Here is a 13,466-nt window from a genome sequence, read left to right as displayed (position 1 = left end):
TACATTAGAAACGTCTGTAATTGTACTGTTCTTAAATCTCTCATACTTTCTGAAGCATAACATGAGAAAGAAATAAAAAAATCGTACAAAAGGGCAGGCCTATAATGTACGATTGGGCATATATAATATTTTAAAAATGAATTAACTTCCTTTCAATAGATACAGCTACTGCTTCTGACCGTGAATTAACACCTAATTTATTGTATATATTTGTTAAATACGCTTTTACCGTTCGCTCAGCTATCCCCATATCGAATGCAATTTCTTTATTCTTATATCCGCGCGCAATAGCTTTCAACACAAACAATTCTTTTTCTGTTAAGTTGTTCCCTTCAACCTTATCAGCATGTATTTCTTTTCTCTTATAATTCACTATCTTTTCCATAATATTTGGTTGTAGTAAAATCTCACCTCGAATAGCTGCTTCCAATGTTCGGAACAAATTTTCACGATCCGTATCTTTTAGCAAATATCCTTTTGCTCCTAACTCAATTCCCTTTAACATTAATTCATCTTCGTTATAAGTAGTTAATATAATAATCGGCGTATGATTTTGTTTTTTCTTTAAAGCCTCAATTGTTTCTAAACCACTCATTTTAGGCATATTCAAATCCATTAAAATGACATCAGGTTTCTTTTTTTCTATGAAAGAAAGGGCTTCTTCTCCGTTTGCAGCCTCACCTATAATTTGAAATGAATCACTCGTTTCTATTATTAATTTCAGACCTTCTCTTACAACGAAATGATCATCTACAATTAATACGTTATGCTTCATGGCTATCTCCTTCTTTATTTATAGGTACTTGAATATAAACTTTCGTACCCTTCATCTTTTCACTCAATATCTGTATTTCTCCCTTAATCAATCGAACACGCTCATTTAAGCCAATTAAACCATAATGTCCAGGATTCTTACCGATATACCCAGTGTCAAACCCAATTCCATTATCTTCAACTTCAATAATAAGTTTTTCAAGATCATCGGTATATTCAACTTTTAGATTAACATCTGTTGCCTGTGAATGTTTTGCGATATTCGTTAAACATTCACTAATTACATATAAACAGTGCTCCTTTACTACGCTTGAAATATGCGGGGGGCTTTGAATAGTAAATCTCACATGTATAGACGTAGCCTCAGAAAAACGTTGAACTTCTTCCACTACTGCTTCATTAAATGAATTGGTAGTATGACGCAAATCATCAATAACCAACCTTGCATCATGTAAAGTTTGTCTCGCCCTTATCATAGTTTGTTTCATAATCTCTTGAGATCTTCCTATATTCCCTTTTTGCATATGGGCATCTATTGCTTCCAATTGCATAATTAAGCTCGCTACACCTTGCGCTAACGTATCATGTAAATCTCTTGCCATACGCTGCCTTTCATTAGCCAACGTCAATTCTTCCACTCTTATATATGCAGACTCTAACTCCCGGATGTAGCTCTGTATACGATTACGTGCATCAAATTGCTGCTTATTAATATAGGAAAAAGGAATAATAATTGCTAACACTAAAAGAAACATAGAGATAAGAATAGCTAATTTATTCACACCATAATTGATACTAATTGCAGCACAAAATATTGCATACATGAGAGTAAAAACTGCCATTACTTTAAATATATTGTTATAAACATATAAACTTTGGGCGATTAAAATAGGAGTTAATCCAACAAAAATCGTTATCGAAGCATTTGATGCAATAAATGCAGCCAAAAAAACAATGAAAAGTTGTACAAAAAAGAAGTACAACAATTGCCTATTCTTTAATGAACTCGCATACCAATGAAAAATAGTATGAATAACAATGACTATTGTAAAGAAAAAACTATCCATAGAGAAAATATTATTACGAAATTCTAAAAGTATTGAAGCTATATATACGAGTGTAATTCATAAAATAATAAACCTTCTTGGAATAAATACCACTTCCAATACATTTGTATCCAAATCTATATTTGAACTTATTTTTTTCATATCTGACCTCCACCACTACATTATACTATACAAGATGCAGCTTACATTTTGATAAAGTGAAGGCTTTTACATACAGCCCGACTCCCACAAATAGCGGGATAAGTCACTGATTCCTCTTCATCCTCATTACCAAATACAAATATGAAATATTGTATATCGAAATGCATTGATGTTTATGTAAGATTATTATTCAGCAATCCATACAATGCTACATAATTAATGTATATTTTAAAAGTTTGCACAATCAAAATCTCCTCAAAGTATAAACGACGACTTTCTGTTCCCTTTTATTTAGTGCTAATGAAATAATCATTTAAACCAAAAATGCTATAATTAACCCAATCAAACTAAGGGGGAACGTTTATCTTGCACGGAAAATACATTCAATTTCATGAGTTTGGTAACCCAAAAGATGTATTACAAGTTGAATATAAAAATATAGAACCATTAAAAGATAATGAAGTTTTAGTTCGTATGTTAGTTAGACCGATTAATCCATCTGACTTAATTCCCGTAACCGGAGCGTATGCACATAGAATCCCTTTACCTAACATCCCTGGTTATGAAGGTGTTGGTATTGTAGAAGATGTAGGCGCGGGCGTTACTAGAGATCTTATCGGTAAACGTGTTTTACCTTTACGCGGAGAAGGTACTTGGCAAGAGTTCGTTACAACATCAGCTGATTTTGTAGTTCCTATTCCTGATTCCATCGATGATTTCACAGCGGCACAAATGTATATTAATCCCCTTACGGCGTGGGTCACATGCACAGAAACGCTAAACTTAAAACAAAATGATGTTTTATTAGTGAATGCTTGTGGATCCGCTATTGGGCATCTTTTTGCACAGTTATCACAAATTTTAAACTTCCGATTAATTGCTGTTACGAGAAATAATAAACATACAGAGGAATTACTTCAGCTCGGTGCTGAATATGTAATAGATACTTCCACTGCCCCGCTTTATGAAACAGTTATGGAATTAACAAACGGGATCGGTGCAGATGCTGCGATTGATTCTATTGGGGGACTAGATGGAAATGAATTAGCTTTCTCCTTACGTCCAAATGGGCGCTTTTTAACTATCGGCCTTCTATCAGGTATACAAGTAAACTGGTCAGAGATTGTCACGAAAGCAAAAGTGCACGCGAACATATTTCATTTACGACATTGGAATAAAGAAGTATCACCATATAAATGGCAAGAAACGTTTCGTCACTTAATTCGCTTAGTGGAAAACAAGCAATTACGTTTTATGACGGTACATTCTACATATGACTTAGCGGATGTGAAAACAGCGGTTGATGTCGTGCAGTCTGCTGAGAAAACGAAGGGGAAAGTTTTTTTGACGAGTTAGTAAATGCTATTGAAAGATCTATTTTGATTGATTTTTTCAAAATAGATTTTTTTATGTCTTATAAACCCTATTTTAGTATCCCGGCTTCAACTACCTAAAAAATAACATTGTCAACAGAACTTAAATTGGTTATCATAAAAGCGAATATAACAGGAGATGAGCAGATGAATATAAACGAAAAGAAATCTTTTTCAAAAGTTTCTCGGCGGAAATTAGTCGATGAAGTGTTGGAACGTCTACAAGAGAAAATCTTTTCTGGCGAGTATGAAGTTGGCGATCGCCTCCCTACAGAGCCGCAATTAATGGAAGAGTTAGGAGTAGGACGTTCAACACTGCGAGAAAGCATAAAGATATTAGTACATGCTGGCATATTAGAGGTTCGACAAGGACAAGGTACTCGTATTGTCTCACTCAATACAACGCAAGATTCATTTGAAAAACGACTGCAAGCAGCTAATATTAATCATGTGTATGAAGCAAGAAATATGTTAGATAAAGAAGTAGCGATGTTAGCGGCACAGCGCCGAAGTGAAGAAGATCTTTTATACTTAAAAGGACATTTGAATAAAAGAAAACATGCCCTTCAAGAAGGAAATTATGTAGCATACATAGATGCAGACATTCAGTTTCATCTAGCAATTGCAAAGGCGAGCAAAAACGAAGTTCTACTTGATTTGTATCAATCTTTCGTACCTGCCCTTCGCCACATTTTAAGCCAATTAATATTAAATACAGTGAACTATGAAGATAACTCTGAAATTCATGAAAAATTATTCCAAGCTATTTTAAAACAAAATGCCGAAGAGGCACGAACATACGCCGTTCAAAATTTGGAGCTGAAATAAGCTCCTTATATATTACACTTAAACATCAGATGATATACTCAATAACATCTGATGTTTAAGAGAGGAGAAAATCAAATTGAAACATCAAGGACGAACTTATTTGTATATACTAGCACTATTTTTTGTTTCCATTAATTTACGTATCGGAATTACATCTATTTCACCTTTATTAGAAACCATCCGACAAGACTTAAATATAAGCAATTTTTCCGTTAGTTTTTTAACAGCTATTCCTGTTTTTTGTATGGGGACATTCGCCTTACTGACTGGGAAGGTAATTAAAAAATATGGGGCAGAAAAAGCAATTATGGCTTGTCTTATTTTAATTGGCTTTGCTACATGTATGAGGGCTTTTACCTCTTCCATTTCCACATTATTCGCGAGCTCTTTATTTATCGGCATTGGAATTGCACTTGCAGGTCCGTTACTATCAGGTTTTATTAAAGAAAAATTCCCTACGAAAATCGGCTTAATGATTGGAATATATTCAGTAGGCATGGGAACTGGCGCTTCTTTAAGTGCAGGATTAACGATTCCTTTACAACATGTATTAAAAGAAGATTGGAATATGGCACTCGCTTTTTGGGGTGTACTTACTATTATCGCTATTATATTTTGGTATCCGGTTATGAAACGAAAAAAGAATACGAGCACACAAGATAAAAAGAATAATAGTTTACCTTTAAGAAATAAAAAAGCATGGTTGTTTACAATCTTTTTCGGACTACAATCAGGAATCTTTTATTCTATTACTACTTGGCTTGCGCCAACAAATCAAAGTATGGGTGTCAGTAGCGAACAAGCTGGTACTCTCATAACTGTTTTTACAGTTGTTCAAATGATATGCAGCTTTTTAATTCCAACATTAGCGGATGTTTATAAAAACCGAGCACTTTGGTTATTAGGGAGTATATGCTTCGTACTCGTAGGTTTATCGCTTATGATTTACCCACTAACTACACCATGGATTCCTTCTATTTTACTAGGTATCGGGCTCGGCGGCGTATTCCCACTCGCTCTCATGCTACCGCTATATGAAACAAAAACTTCAGAAGATGCGAGTGCATGGACTGCTATGATGCAGTCAGGAGGATATATTATGGGCGGATTCATTCCTGTCCTAGCAGGAATCGCTCGTGATTATTTTAATAGCTATACGCAAGTTTTTATTATAATGGCACTTTTAAGCTTCATTTTATTCCTATTAACTTTAGTCATGAATAAAAGGAAAAGAAATGCAGAAGATCTTGTCTCCGCTTAAATTTAAAATGTTAATATATGGTGTAATTTAATTAAAAACGAAAGGAGCTTCTAACATGTGGTTCATTTCGGCAATCGCGCCTGTTGTAATAGTTGGTGGAATTGTAGTATTTGTAATTAAAAGATTGGAACATAAATATAAGAACGGAAAATTAGGTAAGAAAAAATCTCAAAAAGCTCAACTGTTATTAGATAGTTTCATACCTATGGGAATGCTTGTTGGCTGTATGATTGGTTTGATTTTCGGTATGTTTTTTCCGGATTCCTCACTACTTTCCATTAGTTTAGGATCTGGAATAGGCTATTTATTTGGTTATTTCGCCTATGAAATTTATAGCAAGACAGGTAATGAGTTTTCATAATCCAAAAGAAATAAGTGAGGACAGTACATAGTAGCCATATACAATATGTACTGTCCTTTATTTTTGCATCAACACTATCACCTTCCCTTTCATATCCTATACACCTTTTGTATTGATTTCCCTCTCCTTATCTCAAATAACAATTTTATTATTTATCATAAAGTTAACACTCTCGTTAAACATATATAAAGATTGTTGTATTTCTTACTTTTCTCCTTGAAAACAATATATACTACATTTGAAATAAGCGGGTACGTCTGCTCATTATCTAAATTCCCGTGCAATACCCCCTCACGAAATGCTAGGAGCAATCCTAGCATTTTTTACAATAACGTTTGACGAAAAAGTTTTGGCACTTTAAACATATGTAAATCATAGTTTCTTTTCAACTTTATCACTTAAACCGTTATATCATTTGAGTGAGCTAGTACATCCGCCCTCATCTTATTTTTTCCACTTATAAAAATCCGTCCACTCTTCTTCATTTTAACTTTAATCACGAAACAAAAAAATCCCCTCAAAGCATAAGCTTCAAGGGGTGAGCCTGTATTTTTACTTACTTATATACGTACAGCTGTACCACTTACAGCAACCATTAACATTCCATCACGAACAACTTCATAATCTACGTCAATACCAACGATAGCGTTCGCACCTTTTTGTTTTGCAAGTTCTTTCATTTCATCCATCGCGATATCACGAGCTTCTTTTAGCTTGCTTTCATAAGAACCAGCACGGCCACCGACAACATCACGAACTGAAGCAAATAAATCACGAACAATATTTGCACCCATAATAGCTTCACCATTTACAATATCAATATACTCAATAATTTCTTTACCTTGGATTCCAGACGTTGTTGTTACAATCATGACTGACACTCTCCTAATAACTTATAGTTTTTTGATTAACTTTCTTATGTCTTTATTATGACATGAAAAAAGTAACGAATCTATTCAATTACCTTACATGAATGTGACAGTTTTGTAAGAATGAAGCGCTTTAATCTCGGGATACACAAATGATTCTCTATTTTCTCTCCAATCCTTTTCTACTTCTTTAAAAGTTGGTCGCCCTAACTCTTCCTTGTTTTCATGTTTACTAAACCATTTCTTCACATACTTCTCTCCATTTTGATTTTGAACTGTACAAAGGAAACTATTACTACTATCCTTTAATATTTTTACAATCACGAAAAGACACCTCTTCCCTTTTAAATAACAGAATAGAACTTGATCTTTTACTATAAGCCCTTCCTCTCTTATAGTCATACGACTCCTCGGCCGCGCCAAAGTTGTAAGATCAAAAAACGATATTCACTATGTTTACATTTTGCATAATTGATATGTGAAGTACATATTATTTAAAGAAATCAGAGTTATAGGCATTATACTTATCAAATATTTTATAGATTTCTAACTTATCATCTAATTTTGCATCTACTAAAATTAATATATTTCCATCGTAAATGTATTCTTCATATTTCTTAGCATGTTCTTCAGGAATTCCTAATCCGATAAATGCTCCTATTAAACTTCCAGCTCCTCCGCCAATACCGGCTCCTCCAATAGCTGCTGCGATAGGTCCCGCTGCTACGATTGGACCCATTCCAGAAACGGCAAGTATACCAAGACCTGTTAATAAACCACCGAGTCCGCCTGCTACTCCTCCTGCCACAAGCCCTGTCGCTGAAAAGATATCCGCTTTATGTGCCGTTTCACTATTCACTTTTTCACCCGATTTTTCTTCCAGATGTTCAATTTCCTTTTGATCCTTCGCAATAGCTGAAATGTTACCCGCCGAGTATCCTTTATCTTTTAATTCATTAATAACGAATGCCGCATCATCAATTGTTCTAAAAATACCTACTATTTTTCTATCTATATTCATAACTATTAACCTCCTAAAGTTTTATATAATGTATCTTTATCTTTCTTCATTTCTGTATACACTAATCTTCTTATTAACATAACCATTTACGAAAAAAGCGAATAGTAAAAGCATTACAAGCGAACTACTTAACAAGTAAATTAAATCAAATGTCATATCAATCATCATTTCATTCATGTATACCAGACTCCTTTTTATTTAAAGTAAAAGTATATTTTTATAGACTAGAAATCTTACAATTCATCTTCAGTCAATCTCTTTGTAGTATATGTATACCCTTCGTAACCCTTTCTAAACGTAAAAAACTATAATTATATTTTTTCTTATTTATATGTTTAACATTTTTTAAAACGGGTATGTTTATATTGTTATGCTTACTATACAGAAAGGAATATTTCGATGAATGCAATCCAATCTACTACTATTCTTTATAATGAAACACCTACAATAAAGCAGATTCATCATTTTTATGCTTTAATGACAACATTTCAAACTAATTTATTTATAAGTAAACACGGAACACTTACTTCTATTAAAAGCTTAAGCACATTAATATCCTTTTTCCTTACTGTAAAAAAGAGAGAGCTTGTATTATTTATCTTTGAAGGAATAGATGCAAAAAAAGCTTTAAGAACACTCTTTCCTTCTTAAAAGTTTTATTATCCCCCTATTCCCTCGATCGTTACTTTTCATATATGTTTTTATATTTCAAAATGATTTCCTCTATTCAAAACGAGACCCCCTAATACAATAGGGGGATTTCTAGTTTGGCCTTATGAAAACTGATATAATATATATTACGTTTTTCATTCTTTACAATTGAAAACTTTGAATAACCTTGAAGGTAGGAATTTTTAATGAAATCGAAAGCAAAATTTAGTATTCGCTACAAAATTATGGCTGGTTATTTAGTTATGATTTTGTTCTTACTTATTTCTTTCATTATGTTAAACAATGAGATTTCCAATTTACAAAAATCTCGTAATTTTATTATTGATCACGATTTTAAAGTTCTTAATTTAACGAATCAAGTGGAGAAAGAATTGCTAACAATTGAAAATAAAGCGAAAGGATTTATTACTTCTAATAACGCAAATTACGTGCAATCCCTGAACACTGCGGAAAAGGATTACGAAAAACATTATCAAGATCTTTTGGCTCTATTAGAGGATAACCCCTCTCAGCAAGAAAAATTAAAACAGATTAACGAAAATATTAATCGTTGGATTAATAAAGAGATTCATCCATTAATTACAAATCATAATAGTAATAACATACAAGCAATCGACACGACTCAAATTCAGTCATTACAATCGCAGCTAACTAACTTCCGTGGTGTAGAGGAGCAACTAACGAAAAAAAGAGCTGCACAATTAGATACTGAAAATAATAAATTAGAGATTTGGTTATACAGTTTATTGTTCTTACTTTCTTGTATTTCTATTATCATTTCACTCTATATTTCGAATTCCATTACAAAAACGATTAAAAACGTAATTCAAGCTATTAAATCCATTTCTTCTAAAGAAAAAATTACTGAAAGAATTCATGTAAACACGCGGGATGAAATAAAAGAGCTTGCTCATACAACGAACCACCTACTAGACGAAATATCTAACAGAGAGTGGTTACAAACCGAGCTTGCAGAATTAATTTTAATGTATCAAGGTATACCTTCTATTGAGATGTTAGGTAAAAAAATTCTTAGTGGAGTTATACAAAAAACGCAAACCTCTTGCGGTGCATTCTATGTACGTGAAGAAATTGAAGAAACTGTCTACTATGTGAAGAAAGCTTCTTTCGCCGATCAAGGTGCTAATATTGGAAAACAATCCATTGAAGTTGGTGAAGGTTTAATTGGGCAATGTGCTTTAGAAAAACAAAGCTTTATTCTTCGAGAAATACCAGAAGAATTTCGTTATGTCACTAGCGGCTTATTAGAAATACGCCCTCAAAACCTACTAGTCGTCCCAATCTTATTTGAAGATGAAGTGATTGCAGTAATGGAGTTAGTAAGTGTAACTGAGATTTCAGACTTACATCAAGATTTAATTCAACAAACCGTTGATAACCTAGGTCTAACCATCCATAGTATTATGGGACGTATGCGAATTCAAACTCTTTTACATGAATCACAAGCAATGACAGAAGAGTTGCAAGTTCAATCAGAAGAATTGCAAACGCAAGCTGAAGAACTACAAATGCAAGCCGAAGAATTAAGAACAACGAATGAACGACTAGAGTCTAGAACTGAAGAGGCCGAGCAAAAGACAGCTGACTTACAAATTACTAAATCAGAATTAGAAGAAAAAGCAAGTGAAATATTACGTAGCTCAAAATACAAATCAGAATTCCTAGCAAATATGTCACATGAATTACGCACACCATTAAATAGTATTTTACTATTATCTGAAATGTTAAGAGAAAATCATGATAACCATTTATCGGACGATGAAATTGAACTAGCAACCGTAATTCATTCATCGGGGAAAGATTTACTGGCTCTAATTAATGACATACTAGATTTATCTAAAGTAGAAGCTGGGAAACTAGATGTTATTTTTGAAGCAACGAACATAAGTGACATGGCAGCAAATATGCATCAAAACTTTTTACATATAGCTGCACAAAAAAATGTCGAATTTACTATTGAAGACAGTGATATTATTCCTGATTTATTTTATACAGATGCAAAGCGGATTGAGCAAATTATTAAAAATTTATTATCCAATGCATTTAAATTCACGGAAAAAGGATCCGTCTCTTTACATTTCAATCCGATAGAAACAACCAATTTGAGTAATGAAATGCAGTCTATAAGTAATGATTGGATGACAATTTCAGTAAAAGATACTGGTATTGGTATCGCTACAGAACAGCATCAACTTATTTTCGAAGCTTTTCAACAGGCAGATGGAGCAACGATTCGGAAATATGGTGGTACAGGCTTAGGATTATCTATTTGTAAAGAGTTTGCTAGATTATTAGGTGGTTGGATTACGTTAGAGAGTAATGTAGGAGAAGGCAGTACTTTCACCGTATATATCCCTAACCTTCCAAATGGGTTAAATGATATACAGTTATCCAATTTAGAAGTCGCAGCAACGATAGATGACATTATTCCTGCTCAAGTTATGGAGGAAACTATAGTTACTCCAGAAACAAATAACGTCTTCCAAGAGAAAACTATTTTAATTGTCGATGATGATCATCGAAATATATTTGCATTACAAAATGCATTAGAAAAACAACATGCCAACATTATTACTGCACAAAACGGCATAGAGTGTTTAGAAATACTAAAAAGCAATACAAATATTGACCTTATCTTAATGGATATTATGATGCCGAATATGGACGGTTATGAAACGATGGAACATATCCGAATGAATTTAGGGTTACATGAAATACCTATTATCGCATTAACTGCTAAAGCAATGCCAAATGATAAGGAAAAATGTTTATCTGCTGGCGCTTCAGATTATATAAGTAAACCATTAAATTTACATCAACTCTATTCGGTAATGAGTGTATGGTTAATAAAATAAGTGAGGTTTAATTTAAGTGGAAAATAAGTATTATAATTTTGATCCATCCGTAGATATGGATAAGCGCACGAACTTAGAAATTGAATTACTATTGGAAGCGGTATTTAAACTATCTGGCTTCGATTTTCGCCAATATGCTCGCACATCTATTTATAGAAGAATTTGTAATCGAATGCAGCTCTCTAATATCCCAACCATTTCAAAAGTAATTGAAAAAGTAATTCATGAGGAAGGGTTTTTAGAACAGTTATTAAATGATTTCTCCATTAATGTAACTGAAATGTTCCGTAACCCTACTTTTTTTAAAGCGTTAAGAGAGCATGTTATTCCTGAATTAAAAAAGTATCCTGAAATTAGAATTTGGCATGCTGGATGCGCAACCGGTGAAGAAGTATTATCAATGTCCATCTTACTTCACGAAGAAGGATTAAGTGAAAAAGCTGTTATTTACGCAACAGATATGAATACAAATGTTTTAGAAAAAGCAAAACAAGGCATCCTTCCGTTAAATAAAATGCAAACTTATACGAAAAACTATTTACAAGCTGGCGGTACACAAGCATTTTCTAACTATTATTCAACGGATAATCGTTTTGCTTATTTTAATCCATCACTTTTACAAAACATTATTTTTGCACAGCATAATTTAGTAACCGATCAATCTTTTAACGAATTTCATATTATACTTTGTCGTAACGTTTTAATTTACTTTACAAGTAAACTTCAAAACCAAGTACAACAACTATTTTATGAAAGTTTAAGTAACAACGGATTCCTATCTTTAGGTAATAAGGAAACTCTCCGTTTCTCAGATATAATGCCGCATTATATCCAATTTAATCCTAACGAACAAATCTATCAAAAAATACATTAAAAAGGGTATGAAATCCTATGTTTGGATTTCATACCCTTTTTATTTCGCAGTAGTTTGTATCATGATTACACACATATCATCTGATTGTGTTTTTTTCTGTTCTTCCGTATAAAACCCTTCCATTTCCCCTTCTAAATTTCCCCATTTTCTTTCTGTAAAAGTACGCAACTTTTCTTCAGACTCAAATTCATCATTTGCAATTGATTCAAGAACACCATCTGTAAACAATAATATTTGAGCGTTTTTCTCAAAAGGTATGACTGTCTTCTCAACTTTTATTTCATCAAAAAATCCTACCGCACAACTCCCGCGATTTAGTTCCACTACATTCTCTTCATCAACTAAAACGTATCCAGAAGGATGTCCTGCATTTACATATTCAATTGTTCTATTTTTTGTATTCACTACTAAGTATATTGCTGTAAAATAATATGGAATATTATCATTGTCATTATGTAAAAGAGTCATATATTTATTTAAGTCTTTAATGACCAATTCTGGATCAATTAAACATTTAATTGTTTCACGTAATACAGAAGAAATAAACATACAAACTAATGAAGCAGATATACCATGTCCCATCACATCTAATAATATAATACCGTAGCGGTTTTCATCGATTTTATACCAATAATACATATCTCCAGCTAGTTTGAATGAAGGTAAGTAACTTGCTTCAATTTTTATATGATCTTCTCTTAATGGGCTACTTAATAAGTTTCTTTGTACTTGTGTAGCTAAATCTAATTCATTACGAAGATTTTCCTCTTGTTCTTTATGCCAATTTAATTCCGATTTCAAGCGTAATGCCACACGCATACGAGCTAACAATTCAACTTTATTTATAGGTTTCGTAATATAATCCATTGCGCCTATATCAAGCGCTTCAGCTAATTTATTCGCATCTTCTAAAGCTGTTACAAAAATAATAGGAATATCTTTAAACTTCTCCTCGTTTTGTAATCGCCTACAAACTTCAAGTCCATCAATCTCAGGCATCATAATATCTAATAGTATTAAATCAATTTCATTATGCCTGGAAGAATCTTTTCCAAAATGGATGTATTCGAAAAGCTCTTGTGCAGAATTAAGCGATACAAGATCCTGATATCCGGCTTGTTTTAAAATTTTTTCAATTACAAAGATGTTAACCGGATTATCATCGACAATTAAAATGGACACAAGTTATTTCCCCTTTTCTTATTTAAAATGTAAATCTATTATCATTTTCTATTTTTCTAGTATTGCATACTCAGTTATAAAATAAAAATTTCCTACTCATACGTATTTATACAGCAAAAGAACAAACCCCCTAGAAATGAGAGTTTGTTCTTTCACTCTATAAAGTG

The 13,466-nt window shown here is 32.8% G+C and carries 13 protein-coding genes and 1 pseudogene; 7 read left to right on the top strand and 7 right to left on the bottom strand.

The features are described from left to right. Positions 1 to 130: 130 nt before the first annotated feature. Together SB773_RS07465 and SB773_RS07460 are read right to left on the bottom strand one after the other, a co-directional pair. Positions 131 to 775 carry a response regulator gene (locus tag SB773_RS07465; RefSeq protein WP_060750209.1) on the bottom strand — a complete coding sequence of 215 codons (645 nt, stop codon included), beginning with the start codon at positions 773 to 775 and terminating at the stop codon, positions 131 to 133. Next, a pseudogene (locus SB773_RS07460) lies at positions 765 to 1,982 on the bottom strand (sensor histidine kinase). The gene SB773_RS07465 and the pseudogene SB773_RS07460 overlap by 11 nt, the downstream one beginning before the upstream one ends. A 366-nt stretch (positions 1,983 to 2,348) precedes the next feature. Here SB773_RS07460 and SB773_RS07455 point away from each other — a divergent pair. From SB773_RS07455 to SB773_RS07440, 4 genes are all read left to right on the top strand, one after another. Next, on the top strand, positions 2,349 to 3,338 hold the full coding sequence (locus SB773_RS07455; protein WP_410589266.1) for a zinc-dependent alcohol dehydrogenase family protein: 990 nt from the start codon (positions 2,349 to 2,351) through the stop codon (positions 3,336 to 3,338). A gap of 164 nt (positions 3,339 to 3,502) precedes the next feature. Beyond that, positions 3,503 to 4,183 carry a FadR/GntR family transcriptional regulator gene (locus SB773_RS07450; RefSeq protein WP_016093163.1) on the top strand — a complete coding sequence of 227 codons (681 nt, stop codon included), beginning with the start codon at positions 3,503 to 3,505 and terminating at the stop codon, positions 4,181 to 4,183. Positions 4,184 to 4,259: 76 nt separating this feature from the next. Beyond that, positions 4,260 to 5,444, top strand: a complete 1,185-nt coding sequence (locus tag SB773_RS07445; RefSeq protein ID WP_410589263.1) for an MFS transporter — start codon at positions 4,260 to 4,262, stop codon at positions 5,442 to 5,444. A 55-nt stretch (positions 5,445 to 5,499) separates the two neighbouring features. Beyond that, complete coding sequence (locus tag SB773_RS07440; RefSeq protein ID WP_002188590.1) at positions 5,500 to 5,805, top strand: hypothetical protein; 306 nt, start codon at positions 5,500 to 5,502, stop codon at positions 5,803 to 5,805. Between the two features lie 560 nt (positions 5,806 to 6,365). Here the strand turns inward: SB773_RS07440 and SB773_RS07435 are convergent. The 4 genes from SB773_RS07435 to SB773_RS07420 form a co-directional block, all read right to left on the bottom strand. Then, positions 6,366 to 6,677, bottom strand: coding sequence for a YbjQ family protein (locus SB773_RS07435; protein ID WP_000637510.1), 312 nt, complete (start codon positions 6,675 to 6,677; stop codon positions 6,366 to 6,368). Between the two features lie 93 nt (positions 6,678 to 6,770). Then, on the bottom strand, positions 6,771 to 6,998 hold the full coding sequence (locus tag SB773_RS07430) for a DUF4028 family protein (RefSeq protein WP_410589260.1): 228 nt from the start codon (positions 6,996 to 6,998) through the stop codon (positions 6,771 to 6,773). Positions 6,999 to 7,164: 166 nt separating this feature from the next. Then, on the bottom strand, positions 7,165 to 7,695 hold the full coding sequence (locus SB773_RS07425) for a general stress protein (protein ID WP_410589258.1): 531 nt from the start codon (positions 7,693 to 7,695) through the stop codon (positions 7,165 to 7,167). A 36-nt stretch (positions 7,696 to 7,731) separates the two neighbouring features. Beyond that, entirely contained in the window at positions 7,732 to 7,872 is a 141-nt protein-coding gene (locus tag SB773_RS07420; protein ID WP_201025615.1) for a hypothetical protein, read from the bottom strand. Positions 7,873 to 8,094: 222 nt separating this feature from the next. Here SB773_RS07420 and SB773_RS07415 point away from each other — a divergent pair, with 222 nt between their 5' ends. The 3 genes from SB773_RS07415 to SB773_RS07405 all read left to right on the top strand — a co-directional run bounded on the left by SB773_RS07415 (position 8,095) and on the right by SB773_RS07405 (position 12,117). Continuing rightward, entirely contained in the window at positions 8,095 to 8,346 is a 252-nt protein-coding gene (locus SB773_RS07415; protein WP_002168986.1) for a hypothetical protein, read from the top strand. Positions 8,347 to 8,552: 206 nt separating this feature from the next. Then, on the top strand, positions 8,553 to 11,243 hold the full coding sequence (locus tag SB773_RS07410) for a response regulator (RefSeq protein WP_410589256.1): 2,691 nt from the start codon (positions 8,553 to 8,555) through the stop codon (positions 11,241 to 11,243). Between the two features lie 16 nt (positions 11,244 to 11,259). Next, entirely contained in the window at positions 11,260 to 12,117 is an 858-nt protein-coding gene (locus SB773_RS07405; protein WP_241875470.1) for a CheR family methyltransferase, read from the top strand. A 39-nt stretch (positions 12,118 to 12,156) separates the two neighbouring features. Here the strand turns inward: SB773_RS07405 and SB773_RS07400 are convergent, their stop codons facing one another. Beyond that, entirely contained in the window at positions 12,157 to 13,299 is a 1,143-nt protein-coding gene (locus SB773_RS07400) for a SpoIIE family protein phosphatase (RefSeq protein WP_410589253.1), read from the bottom strand. Positions 13,300 to 13,466 lie beyond the last annotated feature (167 nt).

Origin of the sequence: Bacillus sp. SIMBA_074 (assembly GCF_046534555.1) — a bacterium.
GTDB classification, from domain to species: domain Bacteria; phylum Bacillota; class Bacilli; order Bacillales; family Bacillaceae_G; genus Bacillus_A; species Bacillus_A mycoides.
This window is presented reverse-complemented; position numbering and strand designations above follow the sequence as displayed.

Coding starts and splice junctions, on each gene's coding strand:
- SB773_RS07440 (WP_002188590.1), top strand. CDS start 5,500: ATGTGGTTCATTTCGGCAATCGCGCCTGTTGTAATAGTTGGTGGAATT.
- SB773_RS07435 (WP_000637510.1), bottom strand. CDS start 6,677: ATGATTGTAACAACAACGTCTGGAATCCAAGGTAAAGAAATTATTGAG.
- SB773_RS07420 (WP_201025615.1), bottom strand. CDS start 7,872: ATGAATGAAATGATGATTGATATGACATTTGATTTAATTTACTTGTTA.
- SB773_RS07465 (WP_060750209.1), bottom strand. CDS start 775: ATGAAGCATAACGTATTAATTGTAGATGATCATTTCGTTGTAAGAGAA.
- SB773_RS07450 (WP_016093163.1), top strand. CDS start 3,503: ATGAATATAAACGAAAAGAAATCTTTTTCAAAAGTTTCTCGGCGGAAA.
- SB773_RS07415 (WP_002168986.1), top strand. CDS start 8,095: ATGAATGCAATCCAATCTACTACTATTCTTTATAATGAAACACCTACA.
- SB773_RS07425 (WP_410589258.1), bottom strand. CDS start 7,695: ATGAATATAGATAGAAAAATAGTAGGTATTTTTAGAACAATTGATGAT.
- SB773_RS07410 (WP_410589256.1), top strand. CDS start 8,553: ATGAAATCGAAAGCAAAATTTAGTATTCGCTACAAAATTATGGCTGGT.